Genomic DNA, 18,468 nt, shown 5'->3' with positions numbered 1-18,468 from the left:
GGCAGAAAATAAGGCCATGAAACCCGATCCAGCTCCCCTCCTCGCGCGCGCCTCGCATAACGGCGCCAGCACCCTGATCGACACCCTGCTGGCGCTGGGCGTCGATACCGTCTTCGGCTATCCGGGCGGCGCCGTGCTGCCCCTGTACGACGCGCTGCACGCCCAGCCCCGCCTGCGCCATATTCTCGTGCGCCACGAACAGGCGGCCGTGCACGCGGCCGAAGGTTACGCACGTAGCACGGGCCGGCCCGGCGTCGTCTTCGTCACGTCCGGCCCCGGCATGAGCAATACCACCACGGGCTTGCTCGACGCCCTGTGCGATTCGATCCCCGTGATTTGCATCAGCGGCCAGGTGGCTACCACCAGCATCGGCACGAACGCCTTCCAGGAATGCGACGCGCTGGGCATTTCGCGCCCCGTCACCAAGTGGAACCGGCAAATCCGCGCGGCAGAGGAAACGGCGGCCGTCGTGCGCGAGGCGTACGCGCAGGCCACGCAAGGCCGGCCCGGCCCTGTGCTGGTCGACTTTCCCAAGGATCTGCAGCTGGCACCGGTGCGGGAAACGACGGTGCTGGCCCCTGCCACGCCGGCCCCGATGCCGATGCCGGCAGCCTCCGATCTTGAACGGGCCGCCAGCCTGATCGCCGCCGCGCGCCAGCCCGTGTTCTATGGCGGCGGGGGCCTCGTCAATTCCGGCCCCGCCGCCTGCGCCGCGTTTCAACAACTGGTGAAACTGGCGGCCGCGCCGTGCACCCTGACCTTATTGGGCCTGGGCGCCTTTCCCGCCTCGCACCCCGCCTTCCTGGGCATGCTGGGCATGCACGGCACCCTGGAAGCGAACCTGGCGATGCACCATGCGGACCTGATCGTCTGCGTGGGTGCCCGCTTCGACGACCGGGTGACGGGCAGGCTGGACGCCTTTTGTCCCGGCGCAAAGGTCATCCACGTCGATATCGACCCGGCGTCGATCCACAAGGTGGTGCGCGCCGACGTGGCCCTGCGCGGCGACTGCGCGCCCGTGCTGAATGCCCTGCTGACGCAGCTGCGCGGACGATTGCTGGCGGACCGCCAGCCGTGGTGGCAGCGCATCGACGGCTGGCGCACGCAGGACTCGCTGGCGTTCGACGACACGCCGGACGTGATCGCGCCGCAGGCGCTGATGCGGCGGCTGCAGGCAGCGCTGGACAGCATGAATGGCGGGGACGCCATCGTCTCCACCGACGTGGGCCAGCACCAGATGTGGGCCGCGCAGCATTTGCGCTTCGAGCAGCCGCGCCGCTGGCTCACCTCGGGCGGCGCCGGCACCATGGGCTATGGCTTGCCGGCCGCCATCGGCGCGCAGATCGCCCACCCGGACAAGTGCGTCGTGTGCGTCAGCGGCGACGCCTCGATCCTGATGAATATCCAGGAACTGGCCACGGCCGTGCAGCACCGCCTGCCCGTGAAAGTGGTGCTGTCGAACAATGGCTACATGGGCATGGTGCGCCAGTGGCAGGAACTGATACACGGCGGGCGCTACAGCCACAGCTACACCGAAGCGCTGCCCGACTTCGTCGCTCTGGCGCGCGCGTTCGGCTGGCAGGCGCACACGGTGAGCCGGCGCGAGGAACTCGACGGGGCACTGGCCGCCTGCCTGGCGTCCGAAGGCCCGTACTTCCTCGACGTGCGCGTGCACGGCGCGGAAAACTGCTTCCCCATGATGGCCCCCGGCGCGGGGCACCATGAAGTGACCTTATCCAAGGGCAAGGTGTACAAGGAACGGTAGGTCGGATGAGCGGCGGGACGCCGCGTAATCCGACACCAGCGTCTTGCAACAATATTGTCGGATTACGCGAGGCGAAGCCTCGCTAATCCGACCTACACCAACTTTCCCATGATGACGCCCGGCACGAGGCGCCATGAAGCTGCCTGATCAAGGGCAAAATGTACAGCGGACGGCAGGTCGGATTAGCGGGGCAACGCCTCGCGTAATCCGACACCACCACCGGCCGCGCCAACGAGGTTGTCGGATTACGCTCTACGAGCTCATCCGACCTACGCCAGCTTTCCCATGATGGCGCCCGGCGCGGGGCACCATGAAGTAACCTTATCCAAGAGCAAAATGTACAGCGGACGGCAGGTCGGATTAGCGGGGCAGCGCCTGCGTAATCCGACACCACCACCGGCCGCGCCAACGAGGTTGTCGGATTACGCTCTACGAGCGAATCCGACCTACGCCAGCTTTCCCATGATGGCGCCCGGCACGAGGCGCCATGAAGCTGCCTGATCAAGGGCAAAATGTACAGCGGACGGTAGGTCGGATTAGCGGGGCAACGCCTCGCGTAATCCGACACCAGCGTCTTGCAACAATGTTGTCGGATTACGCTCTACGAGCTAATCCGACCTACGCCCATATCCGGTAGATCCAGTAGCTTTCATCTTCTTTCATGGCGCGCGCCAGTTCCGTGGGACTCAAGCCCGTGATTTCGCGCGTCTCGCGGCAGAAATGCGCCTGGTCGGCGTAGCCGCCGCTGGCGGCGACGTCGGACCATGACGCCGTGCCCTGCAGGATGGCGCCGCGCTCGTCGAGGAACAGTTGTTCCGCGCGGCGCATGCGGCGCAAGGTGCGCATGGGCTGGCCGGCCCAGGCCTTGATGCGCCGCTCGATATGGCGCGCGCTGCTGGCCAGGCCCGTCGATGCGGCCTGCACGCCCAGCCGGCGCACCCAGTCCTGGATGGCGCCGGCCGGTTGGTCGCCATTCTTGCGCGCCAGCAGCCAGCGCGGCGCGAGAAAATCCTCCACCAGCCTGACGCGGGCGGCATCGTCCGGCGCGGCCAGCACGGCGTCGGACAGGGCCAGCCAGTCGGCATCGAACAGCGCGCCGAGGGGGCGGAACTGGTCCAGCAAGGCATCCATCGATATGCCCGTCAACGCATGCAGGGCGGCCGGATAAAACATCACGACAAACGAGTGCACGGGGCCGGGGTTGTAGCTGACCAGCGGATACGAACGGGGGCCGCCGAACAGCGCGGGCGGCATGCGCACGTCCGGCAGCGACAGGCCCGGCGCAGCCGCTTCCACGTGGCCGGCGACGGTCCAGACGATGCTGCACATGGGCGCGGCGGGAAAGCGGTTCAGGCGCTGCGCCGGCGGCAAGGGCGCGCAGCCCGTGGTGTCGCGCACGAGGATGGCGCGCACGCAGGAAGCGAGCGCGGCGCGCGGGGCGCGCGGGGCGATCAAACGGGTCAGGGGCGTAGGGGCGGCTGGCATGGCGGCGATTGTACCGGCAATTTCTGGCCGCGCACGATGTCGTATTCGTTCAATACAAACGGGCCGCAATCGCGTAGAGTGTGGCCATTATTGCAAGCAATCCTCGTACTTTTACCGTATCGACAGGAGATGTTCATGCCGCCACTCGACCACGCCGCCCCCGCCGTCGCCACGCCCCTGCGCCAGATCCGCCGCCTGCCGGGGCCCTTCGCCTTGCCCATCGTCGGCAACAGCCTGCAGCTCAAGCTCACGCGCATCCACCGCGACGTAGAACGATGGGTACAGCGCTACGGCCCCTTCATGCGCGCCTGGTTCGGCCGCACCCTGGTACTGGTGGTGGCCGACAGCGAGGCCGTCGGCGCCGTGCTGCGCGACCGGCCCGACGGGTTTCGCCGCCCCCTGAGCAGTTCGGTGGTCTCCGACGAAATGGGCGGCGTGCCCGGCCTGTTCCTGGCCGAGGGCACGGAATGGCGCAACCAGCGCCGCATGGTCATGGCCGGCATGGCGCCCGGCGCCATCAAAGCCTACTTCCCCGCGCTGGTGACGGTGGCGCAGCGCCTGCAGCGGCGCTGGCATCTGGCCGCCACGCAAGGCCAGGCGATCGACCTCGATGGCGACCTGAAACGCTACACGGTCGACATCATCGCCGGCCTGGCCTTCGGCACGGAAGTCAATACGCTCGAATCGGGCGAAGACGTGATCCAGCGCCACATGGACGATATCCTGCCCGCCGTGGCGCGGCGCAGCCTGTCCATGTTCCCGTACTGGCGCTATGTCAAGCTGCCCATCGACCGCCGGCTGGACCGCGACGTGGCGGCCCTGTCCGCCGCCGTGGCGGACTTGGTGCAGCAGGCGCGCGCGCGCATGGCGCACGACCCGGCGCGCCGCGCGCATCCGCCCAACCTGCTCGAAGCCATGATCGCCGCCGCCGACCTGGAAGGCAGCGGCGTGACGGACCGCAACGTGGCCGGCAATGTGCTGACCATGCTGCTGGCGGGCGAGGATACAACGGCCAACACGGTGTCCTGGATGATTTATTTGCTGCAGCGCAATCCGCAGACTCTGGCGAAGGCGCGCGACGAAGTGCGGCGCCTGGCGCCCGACGCGGCCCAGTTCACGATCGAGCAGATGGATAGCCTCGACTACCTGGGCGCCTGCGCCAGCGAAGCCATGCGCTTGAAGCCGGTGGCGCCCTTCCTTCCCGTCGAGGCGCTGCGCGACACGGTCATCGGCGACATCGCCGTGCCGGCCGGCACCCTCGTCTGGTGCGTGATGCGCAACGACACCGTATCGGATGCGCACTTTCCCGACCCGCTGGCCTTCCAGCCCGAGCGCTGGCTGGCGGACAGCGGCGAGGCCAACAACAAGCGCGCTTCGATGCCCTTCGGCGCCGGCTTGCGCACGTGCCCGGGCCGCTACCTGGCCTTGCTGGAAATCAAGATTGCCATGGCCATGCTGCTGGGCAGCTTCGACATCGCCGGCGTCGACACGCCCGATGGCGGCGAGGCGCAGGAACTGATGGGGTTTGTGATGTCGCCCATCGGCCTGACGATGCGCCTGGCGCGGCCGCAGTGATACCATGGGGGAATCTCAGTCAACGTGCTTTCCCCCATGCAAATTCACCTGGAATCGCCGCAGCAAGCGGACGTGCAAACCCTGATCGCCGAGCTGGATGCCTATCAACAAACGCTGTATCCGGCCGAATGCGTCTACTCGCTGGACCTGGCATCGTTGCCGCCGGAAACCCTGCTGTTTGCCGTCGCCCGCGATGCGGCAGGTGCGGCGCGCGCCTGCGGCGCCATCGTCGTCACGCCCGATTTCGGCGAGGTCAAGCGCATGTATGTGCACCCGGACAGCCGCGGTCTGGGCCTGGCCAAGCGCCTGCTGGCCGTGCTGGAAGAACAGGCGCTGGCGCGCGGCTGCCGCTTGCTGACCCTGGAGACGGGCATCCACCAGCCCGAGGCTATCGCCCTGTACGCGCGCCACGGCTACCAGCGGCGCGGACCGTACGGCGACTATCGCGACGATCCGTTCAGTGTCTTCATGGAAAAACCGCTGCAGGCGGCCACATGAGCGCCCCATCCGACAGCCTGCTCGACATCCGCGCGCGCCTGCGCGCCTTTGCCGACGAGCGCGACTGGGACCAGTTCCACACACCGAAAAACCTAGCCATGGCCCTGTCCGTGGAAGTGGCGGAACTGGCCGAGCACTACCAGTGGCTGCCCACGGGCGCGGATGCCGAGCTGGACGAGGCCAAGCGCACGGGCATCCGCCACGAGCTGGCCGACGTGCTGATGTATCTGGTGCGCCTGGCCGACAAGAGCGGCGTCGACCTGCATGCGGCCGTGCTGGAAAAGATGGCACTGAACGCGCAGAAATACCCGGCGCAGCAGGTGCGCGGCGACGCGCGCAAATATAGCGAGTACTGATAGGCCCACCCGTGCGTGACTGCCGCGCAAAAAGGCGTAGCATCAAGCCATGCCTACTTACCGCCCTCTTCTGCTGCCCCTGCTGGCAATGCTGTTCCATGGCACTGTTGCGCTGGCGCAAACCGCGCCCGTGCCGCAAGTCAAGGTGGACGCCACGCGCGACCCCGTCGACAAATCGTATCGCAAGATGCTGCAGGGCGTCGACCGCTTCGAGCGCGACCATGCGCTGGCGCCGCAGGCCGTGCTGCGCTTTCGTCTGCTGCCGCGCCAGCCCGGCGTGGACATGACGGGCGTGCAGCTGCGCATCGCCGGCGACACCGTCAGCATCCCCTTGCCGCTGGCCGAGGACAACAGCTTTGCCCCCGTGCGCAATGCACAGGCCGCGCGCGAGGATGCCGTGCTGATCGCCAACCGCAAGGCGACCACCATGAGCTGGCGCGCGCAGGTCATCACGCCCGGCTTGCCGCCCGGCACGCGGCGCCTGGGCGACCTGCGCCTGGAATGCCGCGCCGGCATGGATTCGGGCCTGATCTCGAACGACCCGCAAATCATCGCCTGGCTGTCCAGCATGCTCTACAGCACCGACAAGGTCTGCTCGCAGCCGGACGGCAATTATCTGTTCTTCACGGACCGGCCCCTGTTCGGCGTGACCCTCGTGCATGGGGAGCGGCGCCTGGCCCTGCCGTTCACCATGCTGTATGCGGGCGGCGAGCAGACGCCCGCCTCGCTGCCCTATTGCGATTGCCAGGTCTTGCTCGACCGCACGTATTACGCGCCCCTGTGGGATGCCAGCTGGCCCGACGATACCCTGCTGGAATTTGACTATATGGACGAGGTGGCGCCATGAAGTGGCTGGTATTTCCCGTGCTGGCATTGCTGGCTGCCTGTTCCGGCACGCGCGCCTTGCAGGCAAGCAAGAACGTGCCTTACGCCACCCTGGAACAGACGGTGCAGCCGGGCAGCAGCACGCGCGAACAGGTGCGCGCCGCGCTGGGCGAGAGCACGGCCATCCGTTTCGACAGCGGCAATGAAGTGTGGATGTACACCTACCCGGCCGCCTCTGGCGCACCGGGAGAATATGTGATTCTGTTTGGCGGGGATGGGGTGGTGAAGAAGGTGCGCAGCGGGGACGTGTACCGGGTGAAGAAGTAAGAGTAACCCCACAGACAAAACCCGGGGGGGAATGCTCCCAATGGGAAGCATTCCGGTCACGCAGTGACTGACCCCAGCCTTTCGCCGTTGGGGTAATTATCTTGCCTTCAGCAAGGCCCGCGACGCAACGCTGGGGCTACGCCCCACGCCGGCAGCCTTGCGCTTGGGCGAGGCCTTCAATTTGAAGATGCCGATCGACTGGGCCACGCTCTCCGTACGCTGCGCCAGGCTGGTGGCGGCCGCGGCCGCCTGCTCGACCAGGGCCGCATTCTGTTGCGTGATGCCATCCATGTGGATCACGGCCTGGTTGACTTGGCCGATACCCTGGTTCTGCTCGCGCGTGGTCGAGGAAATCTCGTCCATCACTTCCGTCACGCGGGCCACCGAGGCGATCACTTCCGTCATGGTGGCGCCCGCATTGCTGGTCAGCACGCTGCCCGCATTCACGGTGGCGATCGAATGGTCGATCAGGTTTTTCACCTCTTTCGCCGCCGTGGCCGAGCGCTGCGCCAGGCTGCGTACCTCGCCCGCCACGACGGCGAAGCCGCGGCCGTGCTCGCCTGCGCGCGCCGCTTCCACGGCCGCGTTCAAGGCGAGGATGTTCGTCTGGAAGGCGATGCCGTCGATCAAGCCGATGATGTCGAGAATCTTGCGCGACGACGAGCTGATCTCGTCCATCGTGGTGACCACTTCGCTGACGATGGTGCCGCCCCTGGCCGCGACGGTCGACGCCTGCACCGCCAGGTCGTTGGCCGTGGCCACGTGGTCGGCGCTGTTTTGCACGGTGGACGTCAACTCTTCCATGCTGGCCGCCGTCTGCTCCAGGCTGGACGCCTGCGATTCCGTGCGGCTCGACAAGTCCATATTGCCTGTGGCGATTTCCGCCGTGGTGATGCGGATATCCTCGAAGTTGGCGCGCACGTCGCCGATGATGCTGTGCAAGTTGATATTGGTCTGGCGCAAGGCCGCCATCAATTGACCCATGTCATCGTCGCGCACCTTGTCGATCACGCCCGTCAAGTCGCCCCCGGCCATCTTGCGCGCCACCGTGATGGCGTCGCCCAGCGGCGCGACGATGGAGTTGTGCAGATGGGCCCAGAAATACAGCATCAGCGCCACGGCGGCGGCAGCCGCGCCGCTGAGCCAGCTGCGCGTGGCCGTGCTCGTATCGCCGTCAATATTCCACACGGCGCAGCCAAGGATGGCCAGCACCACGCCCAAGATGATGCAATGCAGGGCGATGTCCTGCGACAGGCTCAGCTTGCGCCACTCGGCCAGCTTGGCGGCCCATCCCTGGCGCACGACGCGGCCATTGCGGATCGCCAGGTTCGCGCTATTGCCGTCTTTAAAACTTTTATACAGGGCTGCCGCTTCGTTGATCTGCTCGCGCGTGGGCTTCGTGCGCACGGACATATAGCCGATCGGGCGGCCGTTTTCGATGACGGGTGTGATATTGGCGAAGACCCAGTAAAAGTCACCATTCTTGCAGCGGTTCTTGACCATGCCGGTCCACGGCATGCCCGTCTTGATGGTGTCCCACAGGTCGGCAAACGCTTCAGCCGGCATATCGGGATGACGCAGGATATTCTGTGGCGCACCCAGCAGTTCCATTTCTGAAAAACCGCTGACCTCAATGAAATACTGATTGGCGTAATTGATGTTTCCCTGTAAATCCGTGGTGGAAACAATCGTCATGCCTTCATTTAATACGTATTCATTTTGCGTGATAGGCGTATTGACCCGCATCGTCGCTCCTCTATTTTTATCAACTAGCATAACAAAATCATAAAAACAATATACCACATCAAGCACCCATGATATATCGCCCCGGCGGCAGTGACACTGGTCAAAAAATTTAATAAAAACCAATTCATTTATGTTTTAGAATTTACTTTGATTCAACTAGATTGATTTTATTGAATGTAAAATTCAAATTGAACGCAGACACAATAATTAATAAAAAATTATGTATCGATGCGGCAGTCAATAAATATGGTGTTTGCGCCGATAAAAAGACGCGCAAGCGCCGCAATAAGCGCCGGCCCATGACGGGGCCTGCCGCCAACCATAACGCCGCAACCACGAACATTTCTTGAGGGAAAATAAAAACTGGCGCGAACGCGCCAGTGGGGGAACTGTCTCCAATCCGCTACACAGGCGCCGGGGAGGCGCCTGTGCAGGGACAGCTTACTTGAATGATTTACGCGGTGGCGATTTCGGACGCGGCGGCGCAGGCTTGCGCTCCGTCGTGCCGTCATCGAGGCTGATGCGCAGTTTCTGGCCCGACACGACGACCGATTTCAGGTGGTCGAGGATTTCCGGCGGCATGCCTTCCGGCAGGTCCAGCACGCTGTAGTTGTCAAAGATATCGATGCGGCCGATATGCTTGGCTTCCAGGTTCGCTTCGTTGGCGATGGCACCCACGATGTTGCTTGGCGTCACGGCGTGCTCACGGCCTACTTCGATGCGGTAAGCCGTCACGCCTGGACGTGGACGTTCCTTCTTCGGTGCGCGCGGCGCAGGTGCTGCGTCGCCCGCGTCCGCTGGCGCATCCTTGAACGCTGGCGCGGACTTGGCTGCGAACGGCTTGCGCGGCGCGGCTGGCGGCGCCAGGTCCGGCGCGTCGCCATCGCGGCTGATGCGCAGCTGCTGGCCCGCCACCCACACGGTCTTCAGCTGATCCAGCAATTCTTTCGGCATGCTGTCTGGCAAGTCCAGGACGCTGTAGTCGTCATAGATTTCGATGCGGCCGATGTTTTTCGAATCGATGCCCGCTTCGTTGGCGATGGCGCCCACGATATTGCCCGGTTTCACGCCATGCTGATGACCGACTTCAATACGGAAGGTCTGCATGCCGGCATCGGCCGGACGCTGGACGCGTTCCTTTTTCGGGAAGGCCGGGCGTTCGCTGCGCTCGTTACGGTCGAAGCGGTCGCCCCGTTCCGGACGGTCGTTGCGCTCAAAACGGTCCTGGCGCACAGGACGGTCGTCTTGCCACGTGGCTTGCTCGCGCGCCTTGTTCTTGTCCAGCAGCAGCGGCGTATTGCCACGCGCCATCTTCGCCAGGGCGGCGGCGATCTCGATGGCGGGAATATTCTGTTCGCGCTCGAAGTCCTCGATCAGCGACTGGAACTGCTCCAGTTCGCCCAAGGCCAGGGTTTCGCTGATCTGTTCCTTGAACTTGGCGATGCGCACGTCGTTGACGGCCTGGATCGTCGGCAATTCCAGCATGCCGATCGGCTGGCGGGTCGAGCGTTCGATGGCTTTCAACAAGTTCTTTTCACGCGGGGTGATGAACAGGATCGCTTCGCCGCTGCGGCCGGCGCGGCCCGTGCGGCCGATGCGGTGGGTATAGCTTTCCGGATCGTGCGGCACGTCGTAGTTGACGACGTGGCTGATGCGCTCGACGTCCAGGCCGCGGGCGGCCACGTCGGTTGCCACGAGGATGTCGATCTTGCCGTCTTTCAACTGCTGGATCGTGCGCTCGCGCTGGGCTTGCTGGATGTCGCCATTGATGGCGGCGGCCGAGAAGCCACGCGCTTGCAGCTTGCTGGCCAGCTCTTCCGTGCCCAGCTTGGTGCGGGCGAAGATGATCATGCCGTCAAACGCTTCCGCTTCCAGGATGCGCGTCAGCGCGTCGAGCTTGTGCATGCCCGACACGAGCCAGTAGCGCTGGCGGATGTTGTCGGCCGTGCCCGTCTTGGCGGCGACCGTCACTTCGGCCGGGTTCACCAGGTAGGTGGTGGCGATGCGCTTGATGACGGAAGGCATGGTGGCCGAGAACAGGGCCGTTTGATGGCCGTCTGGCGTTTCTTTCAAGATACGTTCGACGTCGTCGATAAAGCCCATGCGCAGCATTTCATCGGCTTCGTCCAGCACCAGGGTTTTCAGCTTGGACAGGTCGAGCGAACCCTTGTCCAGGTGATCGATGACGCGGCCAGGCGTGCCGACTATGACGTGCACGCCGCGGCGCAGGGCCGACAGCTGCGGGCCGTAGCTTTGGCCGCCGTAGATCGGCAGCACGTGGAAGCCGGGAATGTGGGCGGCGTACACCTGGAACGCTTCGGCGACCTGGATGGCCAGTTCGCGCGTCGGTGCCAGGACCAGGGCTTGGGGTGAGCTTTGTTTCAGATCGATGCGCGACAGGATAGGCAAGGCGAAGGCGGCGGTTTTACCCGTGCCCGTTTGCGCCTGGCCCAGCACGTCGCGGTTGGCGAGCAATAATGGAATCGTGGCCGCCTGGATAGGCGACGGTGTTTCGTAACCGACATCCTTGAGCGCGCGAATCAGCGGCTCGCTCAGGTTAAGGTCGGAAAATAAGGAAATTGGTGTATCAGACATGAAATCACTCACAAGTTCGCTCGAATCGCCCAATGCGAAAGAGTGTATCTGCTAGTTTACTCTTTACTGGACCTTACCGGGTGGAACGAGGCGGCAGAACGCCATTTTTTGCATCCTAAAACGCAGAAAAATCGGCGATCCGCACGCAATTGGTGCAAAAACCAAGCAATATTATGTGTTTTGCAATAGATTCGGCTGTTTTACAGATGCGCCTCGATATTGCTTGCCGCATCGACCGAGTGGCGCAAGAACTCCAGCAAGTCCTCGTTCAGGCGGTCCTTGTGCGTCGTCGCCAGGCCGTGCGGCGCGCCCGCATACACGAGCAATTTGCTGCCGATGATGAGCTCAGCCGTGCGCCGCGCCGAGGCGGCGATCGGCACGATCTGGTCGTCGTCGCCATGGATCACCAGGGTCGGCACGTCGAATTTGGCCAGGTCGCCCGTGAAATCCGTCTCGGAAAATTGCTTGATGCACAGGTAGGACGCCGGCATGCCCGCCTGCATGCCTTGCCGCCAGAAGCTGTCGCGCACGCCCTGCGACGGTGTCGCGCCGGGCCGGTTATAGCCATAGAAGGCCTCGCTCAAGTCGCGGAAGAATTGGCTGCGGTCGGCCTGCACGCCCGCGCGGATGGCGTCAAACGCGGACAGCGGCAAGCCCAGCGGGTTTTCCGTGGTTTGCAGCATCAGCGGCGGCACGGCGCCCACCAGCACGGCGCCCGCCAGGCGCTGCGTGCCATGGCGGCCGATGTAGCGCGCCACTTCGCCGCCGCCCGTCGAGTGACCGACGAGGGTGGCGCCCGTCAGGTCGAGCGCGTCGATCAGGGCGGCCAGGTCGTCGGCATAGGTATCCATGTCGTTGCCATCGAAGGGCTGGCTGGAGCGGCCATGGCCGCGCCGGTCGTGCGCGATGACGCGGTAGCCGTGCGCGGCCAGATAAAACATCTGGTCTTCCCAGGCGTCGGACGACAATGGCCAGCCGTGGCTGAAGACGACGGGCGGGCCGCTGCCCCAGTCCTTGTAATAAATCAAGGTGCCGTCGGCGGTACGCAGGGTATTGCTCGTTTGCAAATCGGTGGCAGTCATGGAACGCTCCTTGTCGGTGGGCCAGCGGCCATTGTGGCCGCAATCGGCTTGCGCACGCCGCGCGCTACGCCAGAGCATTGCGGTAGAGTAAGATTGCCGCTGCTTTGCTTTCCCGTATTCACTTTTGGAGTTGTCATGCGCTTTCCCGTCGTCCTCGCCGCCAGCCTGTTCAGCACGGCTGCCCTCGCCCAACCGCTCGTTGCCGAAGCGCCCTTGCGCGCCCATTTGTCCTTCCTGGCCGACGATTTGCTCGAAGGACGCGGCACGGGCCAGCGCGGCGGCGACCTGGCCGTGCGCTACCTGGAAACGCAGGCGGCCGTGGCCGGCTTGCAGCCATTGAAAGATGGCAGCTACCGCCAGGCGCTGACCATCGTCGGCAGCAAGGCATTGCCATCGAGTAAGGTGACGTTCAGCGCGGGCGGCAAGACCTTGTCTCCCGCCTTCGGCAAGGACATCGTCTTTGGCGCGGCGAATGGCCAGCAGACAGTGGCGTTCGACGCGCCCGTCGTGTTTGCCGGCTACGGCATCCGCGCGCCCGAGGAACGCTGGGACGATTTCAAGGGCATCGACTTGAAGGGCAAGCTCGTCATCATGATGGTCAACGACCCGCAGCCGACCGCAGCCGAGCCAAACCGTTTTGCCGGCAAGTCCCTCACGTATTACGGCCGCTGGGTCTACAAGTACGAGGAAGCGCTGCGCCAGGGCGCCGCCGGCGTGCTGCTGATCCATACGACCGAGTCCGCTTCCTACCCATGGTCGGTGCCCGCCAACGGTTTCGGCCATGAACGCTTCAACCTGGCCGGCGCGGGCAATGCGATGGAAGGCTGGCTGCAGGAAGACATGGCGCGCGCCCTGTTCCAGGCGGGCGGACAGGACCTGGACGCCTTGCGCGCCCAGGCGGAAACGCGCGAATTCCGCCCCGTGGCCCTGAACGCGACGGTCAGGGTGGCACTGAATAGCCAGGTGCGCAGCATCGAGCAATTCAACGTGGCCGGCATCGTGCCGGGCACGGACCCGAAGCTCAAGGATGAAGCCGTCATTTACTCGGCCCACTGGGACCACCTGGGCAAGGATGAGGAAGGCAGCGCCCGCGCAGGACAGAGCGACCATATCTACAACGGCGCCATCGACAATGCCTCGGGCGCGGCGGCCCTGCTGGCCATGGCGCAAGTGGCCGTAAAACAGCCGGCGCGGCGCACGCAGATCTTCCTGTGGCCGGCCGGCGAGGAAACGGGCATGCTGGGCAGCACGGCTTACACGCGCAAGCCCTTGTGGCCGCTGGCGAAGACGGCCGCCGACCTCAACCTCGACAGCATGAACTTCGTCGGCAAGACGCACGACATCGGCGTGGCCGGCGCCGAGCGCAGCAGCCTGTACGCAAGCGCCGCCAAGGTCGCCAAGCGCATGGGCTTGCGTTTGGCGCCGACCATCCCCGACCTGTCCGGCGCCTTTTACCGGGCCGACCATTTTGCCTTCGCCAAGGCCGGCGTGCCCGCCTTCAACGTGGGCTCGGCCGTGTTTTCCGGCGACGGCTCGTTCGACTTCGTCAAGGAGCCGACAGCGTCGAGCGAGCGTCTGGTCGCGTTTAAAAAGGATTACCACCAGGTCACCGATGAGTATCACCCGTCGTGGGACTTGTCCGGCATGGTGCAGCAGGCGCAGTTCACCTTGAACCTGGGCTACGAAGTGGCGAACGACAAGAATTTGCCGGTATGGAACAAGGGCGAGGCATTTGGAAAAGTGAAACGCTGACGTCAAGCGTAGGTCGGATTAGCGGGGCATCGCCCTGCGTAATCCGACAACATTGTCAGCAGAGTTGGTGGTGTCGGATTACGCGGCGTAGCCGCTAATCCGACCTACCTCGTTGATTCAAATCGCCATGATGCGTTTCAGGTCGACGAATGCCGTCTCGTACAAATGCTGGAACGCGCCCACCATGACCTCTTCCACGCCTTCGGCCGCGTCGAACTCGCTAGACCATTCGGCCACACAGGAAGCGGCGCCCGGTTCGCCCGTGACGCGCAATGTGGAACGGTAGTTCTTGACGGGGATCGGGCCCGAGACGATGGTGTAGCTGTAGCTCTTGTCCGCTTCGCTGTAGCTTTGCAGGCGTTCGGCGATGATGGCGCCGTCCGTGGTTTTCAGGCGGCGCACGCGGCCGCCATGCTCGGACAAACTGGTCTTGATGGAGCTCGACCATTCAGCCAGCGACTGGAAGCCGCCGATAAAATCCCACACTCTTTCGGCGCTTGCCGCCAATGTTACAGAAACAATTACTTGGGCCATCTTTAATTCGGTTCCTCATCCAGGTTTGCCGGGCGCCGCGCCCGGCCGGCCGGAGTTGCCCGGCACAGCCGCTATTTTAGCGCCCATGCGGCTTTGCTGCTGAGCAAACCATGGCCACTGGCCAGCCTGGGATGGCTGCCTTACAGATTTTCCGCCAAGAAAATCAGCGAATTGCCATGCGCGTGGGCCGCGGCACGCTGCTGGTAGCTGTCGCGGTGGGTGCAGTTGAAACCGTGCTCGGCGCCCGGGTAGATATGGATTTCCACGTCTTGCCGGTCTTCGAAGCGTTCGGCGATCTTTTGCACGGCTTCCGGCGGAATATGGCTGTCCTGGCCGCCGAAATGCATGAGCAGCGGCACCTGGATCTTGTCGGCCAGGTCCAGCTTGTTCTGGATGCCGCCGCCGTAATAGGCGATGGCGGCGTCGACCAGACCGGCCGCGGCGGCCTGGTACGACAGGCGGCCGCCGAAGCAGTAGCCGACCGAAGCGAGCTTGCCCGTCACTTCCGGACGCGCGCGCAGGACGGCGACGGTGGCGGCGATATCGGCGTCGGCGTGCGGATTGTCGGTGGCCTGCATCAGTTCGACGGCACGCTTCCAGCCGTCCGCGTCATAGCCGAGTTCAATGTGCGCGCCGGCGCGCCAGAACAGGTCCGGCACCAGCACCACATAGCCATCGGCCGCGTACTGGTCGGCCACGGCACGGATGTGCTCGTTGACGCCGAAAATTTCCTGCAACAGGATGATGGCCGGGCCCTTGCCCACGTGCGGCACGGCCAGGTAAGCCTGGAAGCTGCCGTCCGGGCCGGCGATATCGATCCACTGCGAAGTTGTGCTCATAGAAACTCCAGTCTGAGGTTGGGGAGGATGTCACAAGCAGGCATGTTACTGGTTTTTCGCCGTGTCTGCGCCCGCCCTTGGTCCAGGCTCAATACATCTCGCGCAGGTAAATCACGGGACCCGATCTGAGGATGCCAAAGACGACGTGCCCCAGGGTGCTGGGCAGGTAATGCAAGCCGCTGACAGACACGTCGACGCTACCCGCCACGCCGGGTGCCAGCAAGACCAGTTGCCCATTGGGTGGAGGCAAGGCGCCTTGCTTGAATGCATAGGTGCCGCCCTGCACTTTCAGAACGCCATTGCACGCGCCAGTGCCCGAGGTAAATCCCTTGCCGCAGTTGGCTAGCGTGACCCCGGCACTCCCGAACTGCGTGACGCTATCGGACACATTGCCCAGCCAGCCGCTATTCCAGTATTGCACCTGTACGGGCAGGCGTATAGGCAGGCGCTCGGAACCGTAGCTATGGGGCACCATGATGCGGCCCGTAAGTATGGTCAGCTTCGCTTCCGTGCCGGCATCGGACGGCGCCGACGTCACGACGGTGCCGCCGGCATAGGTAGTGGTGGCACGGAACAGCACGTCGGTCGGCGGCGCCAGCGCGACCGTACCGGCCGGTACCGCAAATGCGCCGGGAAAGCGGTAGGCGATCTGGCTGCTGGCCACGCCCGCCGTGAAGCTGGCCGGCGCGATGCCCGTCACGGTCGTTTGCGCGGCAGTCCCGTCGCTCAGCCGGCTGCCCGACGGCGCCGCCGGCGGAAAGGCCGTCAGGCCCGTGGCGGCATCGTAGGCGCGCAAGGCCACCTGGGCCGTCAGGGCCGTGTCGCGCCCGTCGAAGTTGAGCGTCGTCCCGTTCGCGGCATTCTGCGCCGTGACGCGCAGCTTGAACGGCTGCTGCGCATAGATGAAACTGCCCGCCGCGCAGGACAATGGCGCCTTGCAAGGCATGGGCTCAGTGCCAGGCACCTCCGTGACGAAGTGGTGCGGGATGAATTGCACGCTGTTGCTGGCGCCCGTGGTGAACGGCGGGATGACGCCGTTGACGGCGGGCGGCGGGGCCCCGAGGTAGGTGGCCATCGTCGCCGTAAACTGGATGGTGCCCGCTTCCGCCCAGCTCAGGTTGCTGGCGGTGCCGATGCCGTTGTTAAAAGTCAGGCTGCCCGCGACTGCGGGGTTGGCGGCGCCGGAAAAGGTGGGCGCGACGAGACTACTGCTCAGCAGCACCGTCTGCGCCGTCGTTTCCCTGCCAAAATTGGCCGTCACGGCGTCGGCCACGTTCACGGCCGATACGCTGATGCGGGTGGCCGGCGCCACGGGCAGCACTGCCAGGCCCGCCCGCTGCGGCGTGGCGATGGCGCTGAACACGAAACGCCGGGGTCCCACGATGACGTTGCCGCTGCCCGTCATGGTCAGGCCGCTGTCGCTGCCGCTGGTCGGGGCATACGTGGCCGTCAGGCCCAGCGCACCCGCATCGGCGTACAGCATGTTCGGCGTGGCCAGGCCGTCGGCATCGAAGGCCAGTTGCACGGGCGCACCGGTCGCGCTGCAGGCGCTGCCCGCGTTGGCGGCCAGGGGTTTATACGTGCCATCCTTGTCCTGTATGCGCGCGGGCAAGGTGCCCGTGCCGGGATTGGCGTAGTTGCAGCGCAACTGCAAGGTCTTGTTCTGGTTGGCAAACAAGGGCACGCAGGCGCGCGGGTTCGACGGCGACACCTGCAGCGCGCTGATGGCGATGGGCCCCTCGGCCTCAGAATAACGGGGGAGGCCGCTCACCTGCAGCGCGCTGCTGACAAATGCCATCTGACAATTGGTCACGCTGCCGTCGACGCTGCTCTTGCATACCAGCGCCCCCGTCGTCGCCGGCGTGCTGCTCAGGCCCAAGGGAACGTTGCTGGCCGGCGTGGTCTGCGCCACGCTGGACGCGGCCGTGCCTGTCGCCGGTAGGGTCGCGTTGAGTTGTGCCACGGCGCCGCCCGGCGTCAGCGTGACCTGGGCCGCGCCCGTGTAGACGGTGCTGCAGGCCGCGTCGGCGCAGGCCGTCACAGTCACGGGCGCGGGCGCACAACTGAGCGCCGAAGGCGGATGCGTGATCTGGAAGTGATCCGGCCCGGCCTGGGTGCCCGGGCCGCACTTCGGCCCCATCGGCTCACTGAAAGCCCAGCCGCTGTTGTTCGTCACGCAACTGCACGGGTTCGACGGCGTGTACGCCTTGCAAGTGATCGTCTGCTGCACGCGGCCCTGCCAGCCCAGGGTGATGTGGTCGACCTTGGCGTTGCCCGTGATATAGGCGTTGGACGAGTCGAGCGTCACCTCGCCGGCGTCCACATTACCCTTGATGCCATTGCCGGAAGCGATCGACAAGGAATTGCTGGCGTCCACGTCGCCCGTGACGAGCAGGCCCGATGCCTTCAAGTCGATCGTCGGCGATTTCAGATTGCCCGTCACCTGGCTGCCGGAACCGATGGTCAGCGAGGTGGTCGCCGTGATATCGCCCTGGATGCGGGTACTGGAGGCCAGGATATTGACGACGGTGCCGCTGATGGGACCGTTGATGACGGAACCCGAGGCGATTTCCACCGGGCCCTTGGCGCTGATCTTGCCAGTCACCTTGACGTTGTTCGAGCCCATCTTGATGGTGGTGGCGGAAATATTTGCCGTAATGGTCTGTTCCTGCGCGCCCATGAGGAAAGTGCCGCCCTCGGCGCTCAAGCTGCCCCCCGTCACTTTCAGGTTCGACGGATTGATGTCCTTGATGTCGAGATTGCCCTTGACCGTCAGCGCGGCATTGCCGCTCATCGTCAAGCCCTGGTTGTAGCTCATCGCCAGGGAACTGTTGACCGTCACGCCATACGCGCTGCCGATGACGATGACGTCGGTGGAGCCCGGCGCCAGCGAGGCGCACGTGTATTGCAAGCCGTCCGTGCTCAGGCTGCAGCCGCTGACGGTGCCGCCATTGAAGTTGAGCGTGGCCGCGTGGGCAAGCGAGGAGCCCAGCAGCAATGTCAGGGCGGCAAAAAAGTGAAGTAAGCGCACGATATCGAGGAATCCGGTGGGTGGGGAGCCAGCGGGCACGCGGATTATTCCATGCTAA

At 64.7% G+C, this 18,468-nt stretch carries 14 protein-coding genes; 7 read left to right on the top strand and 7 right to left on the bottom strand.

From position 1 onward, the window contains the following. Window positions 1-16: 16 nt before the first annotated feature. Complete coding sequence (ilvB, locus tag D9M09_RS01120; protein WP_121668390.1) at window positions 17-1,765, top strand: biosynthetic-type acetolactate synthase large subunit; 1,749 nt, start codon at window positions 17-19, stop codon at window positions 1,763-1,765. Window positions 1,766-2,383: 618 nt separating this feature from the next. On the opposite strand, the gene D9M09_RS01115 is transcribed toward ilvB, so the two are convergent. Continuing rightward, complete coding sequence (locus D9M09_RS01115) at window positions 2,384-3,250, bottom strand: helix-turn-helix domain-containing protein (protein WP_240453522.1); 867 nt, start codon at window positions 3,248-3,250, stop codon at window positions 2,384-2,386. A gap of 135 nt (window positions 3,251-3,385) precedes the next feature. On the opposite strand from D9M09_RS01115, the gene D9M09_RS01110 reads away from it, so the two are divergent. From D9M09_RS01110 to bamE, 5 genes are read left to right on the top strand one after another with little or no spacing between them, the layout of a single operon-like run. Then, complete coding sequence (locus tag D9M09_RS01110) at window positions 3,386-4,825, top strand: cytochrome P450 (RefSeq protein WP_240453521.1); 1,440 nt, start codon at window positions 3,386-3,388, stop codon at window positions 4,823-4,825. A 36-nt stretch (window positions 4,826-4,861) separates the two neighbouring features. Next, window positions 4,862-5,323, top strand: a complete 462-nt coding sequence (locus D9M09_RS01105; protein ID WP_070312582.1) for a GNAT family N-acetyltransferase — start codon at window positions 4,862-4,864, stop codon at window positions 5,321-5,323. Next, window positions 5,320-5,679, top strand: a complete 360-nt coding sequence (locus D9M09_RS01100) for a nucleotide pyrophosphohydrolase (protein WP_070217713.1) — start codon at window positions 5,320-5,322, stop codon at window positions 5,677-5,679. Before D9M09_RS01105 ends, D9M09_RS01100 begins: the two co-directional genes overlap by 4 nt. Before the next feature lie 49 nt (window positions 5,680-5,728). Then, window positions 5,729-6,526, top strand: a complete 798-nt coding sequence (locus D9M09_RS01095) for a hypothetical protein (RefSeq protein WP_070312581.1) — start codon at window positions 5,729-5,731, stop codon at window positions 6,524-6,526. After that, on the top strand, window positions 6,523-6,831 hold the full coding sequence (gene bamE, locus D9M09_RS29505) for an outer membrane protein assembly factor BamE domain-containing protein (RefSeq protein ID WP_070312580.1): 309 nt from the start codon (window positions 6,523-6,525) through the stop codon (window positions 6,829-6,831). The genes D9M09_RS01095 and bamE overlap by 4 nt, the downstream gene beginning before the upstream one ends. A 96-nt stretch (window positions 6,832-6,927) precedes the next feature. Here the strand turns inward: bamE and D9M09_RS01090 are convergent, their stop codons facing one another. The 3 genes from D9M09_RS01090 to D9M09_RS01080 all read right to left on the bottom strand — a co-directional run bounded on the left by D9M09_RS01090 (window position 6,928) and on the right by D9M09_RS01080 (window position 12,254). Then, window positions 6,928-8,577: a methyl-accepting chemotaxis protein gene (locus tag D9M09_RS01090; RefSeq protein ID WP_070292421.1), complete on the bottom strand. Its 1,650-nt coding sequence runs from the start codon at window positions 8,575-8,577 to the stop codon at window positions 6,928-6,930. 441 nt (window positions 8,578-9,018) lie between these two features. After that, complete coding sequence (locus D9M09_RS01085) at window positions 9,019-11,172, bottom strand: DEAD/DEAH box helicase (protein ID WP_121670919.1); 2,154 nt, start codon at window positions 11,170-11,172, stop codon at window positions 9,019-9,021. Between the two features lie 200 nt (window positions 11,173-11,372). Then, complete coding sequence (locus D9M09_RS01080; RefSeq protein ID WP_070312635.1) at window positions 11,373-12,254, bottom strand: alpha/beta fold hydrolase; 882 nt, start codon at window positions 12,252-12,254, stop codon at window positions 11,373-11,375. A 135-nt stretch (window positions 12,255-12,389) separates the two neighbouring features. Between D9M09_RS01080 and D9M09_RS01075 the strand changes: the two genes are divergently transcribed. Beyond that, window positions 12,390-14,006, top strand: coding sequence for a M28 family peptidase (locus tag D9M09_RS01075; protein WP_070312578.1), 1,617 nt, complete (start codon window positions 12,390-12,392; stop codon window positions 14,004-14,006). Between the two features lie 117 nt (window positions 14,007-14,123). Here the strand turns inward: D9M09_RS01075 and D9M09_RS01070 are convergent, their stop codons facing one another. From D9M09_RS01070 to D9M09_RS01060, 3 genes are all read right to left on the bottom strand, one after another. After that, window positions 14,124-14,540 carry an SRPBCC family protein gene (locus tag D9M09_RS01070; RefSeq protein WP_070217725.1) on the bottom strand — a complete coding sequence of 139 codons (417 nt, stop codon included), beginning with the start codon at window positions 14,538-14,540 and terminating at the stop codon, window positions 14,124-14,126. Window positions 14,541-14,680: 140 nt separating this feature from the next. Then, complete coding sequence (locus D9M09_RS01065; RefSeq protein WP_070292419.1) at window positions 14,681-15,379, bottom strand: dienelactone hydrolase family protein; 699 nt, start codon at window positions 15,377-15,379, stop codon at window positions 14,681-14,683. 88 nt (window positions 15,380-15,467) lie between these two features. Further along, the gene (locus D9M09_RS01060; RefSeq protein ID WP_121668388.1) at window positions 15,468-18,449 is read right to left on the bottom strand and encodes a polymer-forming cytoskeletal protein; all 2,982 of its coding nucleotides are present in this window, start codon (window positions 18,447-18,449) and stop codon (window positions 15,468-15,470) included. Window positions 18,450-18,468: the final 19 nt, after the last annotated feature.

The organism is Janthinobacterium agaricidamnosum (assembly GCF_003667705.1).
GTDB lineage: Bacteria > Pseudomonadota > Gammaproteobacteria > Burkholderiales > Burkholderiaceae_D > Janthinobacterium.
Note: the sequence above shows the minus strand (reverse complement) of the source record. Positions and strands in the feature narration are given on the sequence as shown.

Excerpts from the sequence above, each read along its gene's own strand:
- ilvB (WP_121668390.1), top strand. The coding sequence starts at position 17 with ATGAAACCCGATCCAGCTCCCCTCCTCGCGCGCGCCTCGCATAACGGC.
- D9M09_RS01115 (WP_240453522.1), bottom strand. The coding sequence starts at position 3,250 with ATGCCAGCCGCCCCTACGCCCCTGACCCGTTTGATCGCCCCGCGCGCC.
- D9M09_RS01110 (WP_240453521.1), top strand. The coding sequence starts at position 3,386 with ATGCCGCCACTCGACCACGCCGCCCCCGCCGTCGCCACGCCCCTGCGC.
- D9M09_RS01105 (WP_070312582.1), top strand. The coding sequence starts at position 4,862 with ATGCAAATTCACCTGGAATCGCCGCAGCAAGCGGACGTGCAAACCCTG.
- D9M09_RS01100 (WP_070217713.1), top strand. The coding sequence starts at position 5,320 with ATGAGCGCCCCATCCGACAGCCTGCTCGACATCCGCGCGCGCCTGCGC.
- D9M09_RS01095 (WP_070312581.1), top strand. The coding sequence starts at position 5,729 with ATGCCTACTTACCGCCCTCTTCTGCTGCCCCTGCTGGCAATGCTGTTC.
- bamE (WP_070312580.1), top strand. The coding sequence starts at position 6,523 with ATGAAGTGGCTGGTATTTCCCGTGCTGGCATTGCTGGCTGCCTGTTCC.
- D9M09_RS01090 (WP_070292421.1), bottom strand. The coding sequence starts at position 8,577 with ATGCGGGTCAATACGCCTATCACGCAAAATGAATACGTATTAAATGAA.
- D9M09_RS01085 (WP_121670919.1), bottom strand. The coding sequence starts at position 11,172 with ATGTCTGATACACCAATTTCCTTATTTTCCGACCTTAACCTGAGCGAG.
- D9M09_RS01080 (WP_070312635.1), bottom strand. The coding sequence starts at position 12,254 with ATGACTGCCACCGATTTGCAAACGAGCAATACCCTGCGTACCGCCGAC.
- D9M09_RS01075 (WP_070312578.1), top strand. The coding sequence starts at position 12,390 with ATGCGCTTTCCCGTCGTCCTCGCCGCCAGCCTGTTCAGCACGGCTGCC.
- D9M09_RS01070 (WP_070217725.1), bottom strand. The coding sequence starts at position 14,540 with ATGGCCCAAGTAATTGTTTCTGTAACATTGGCGGCAAGCGCCGAAAGA.
- D9M09_RS01065 (WP_070292419.1), bottom strand. The coding sequence starts at position 15,379 with ATGAGCACAACTTCGCAGTGGATCGATATCGCCGGCCCGGACGGCAGC.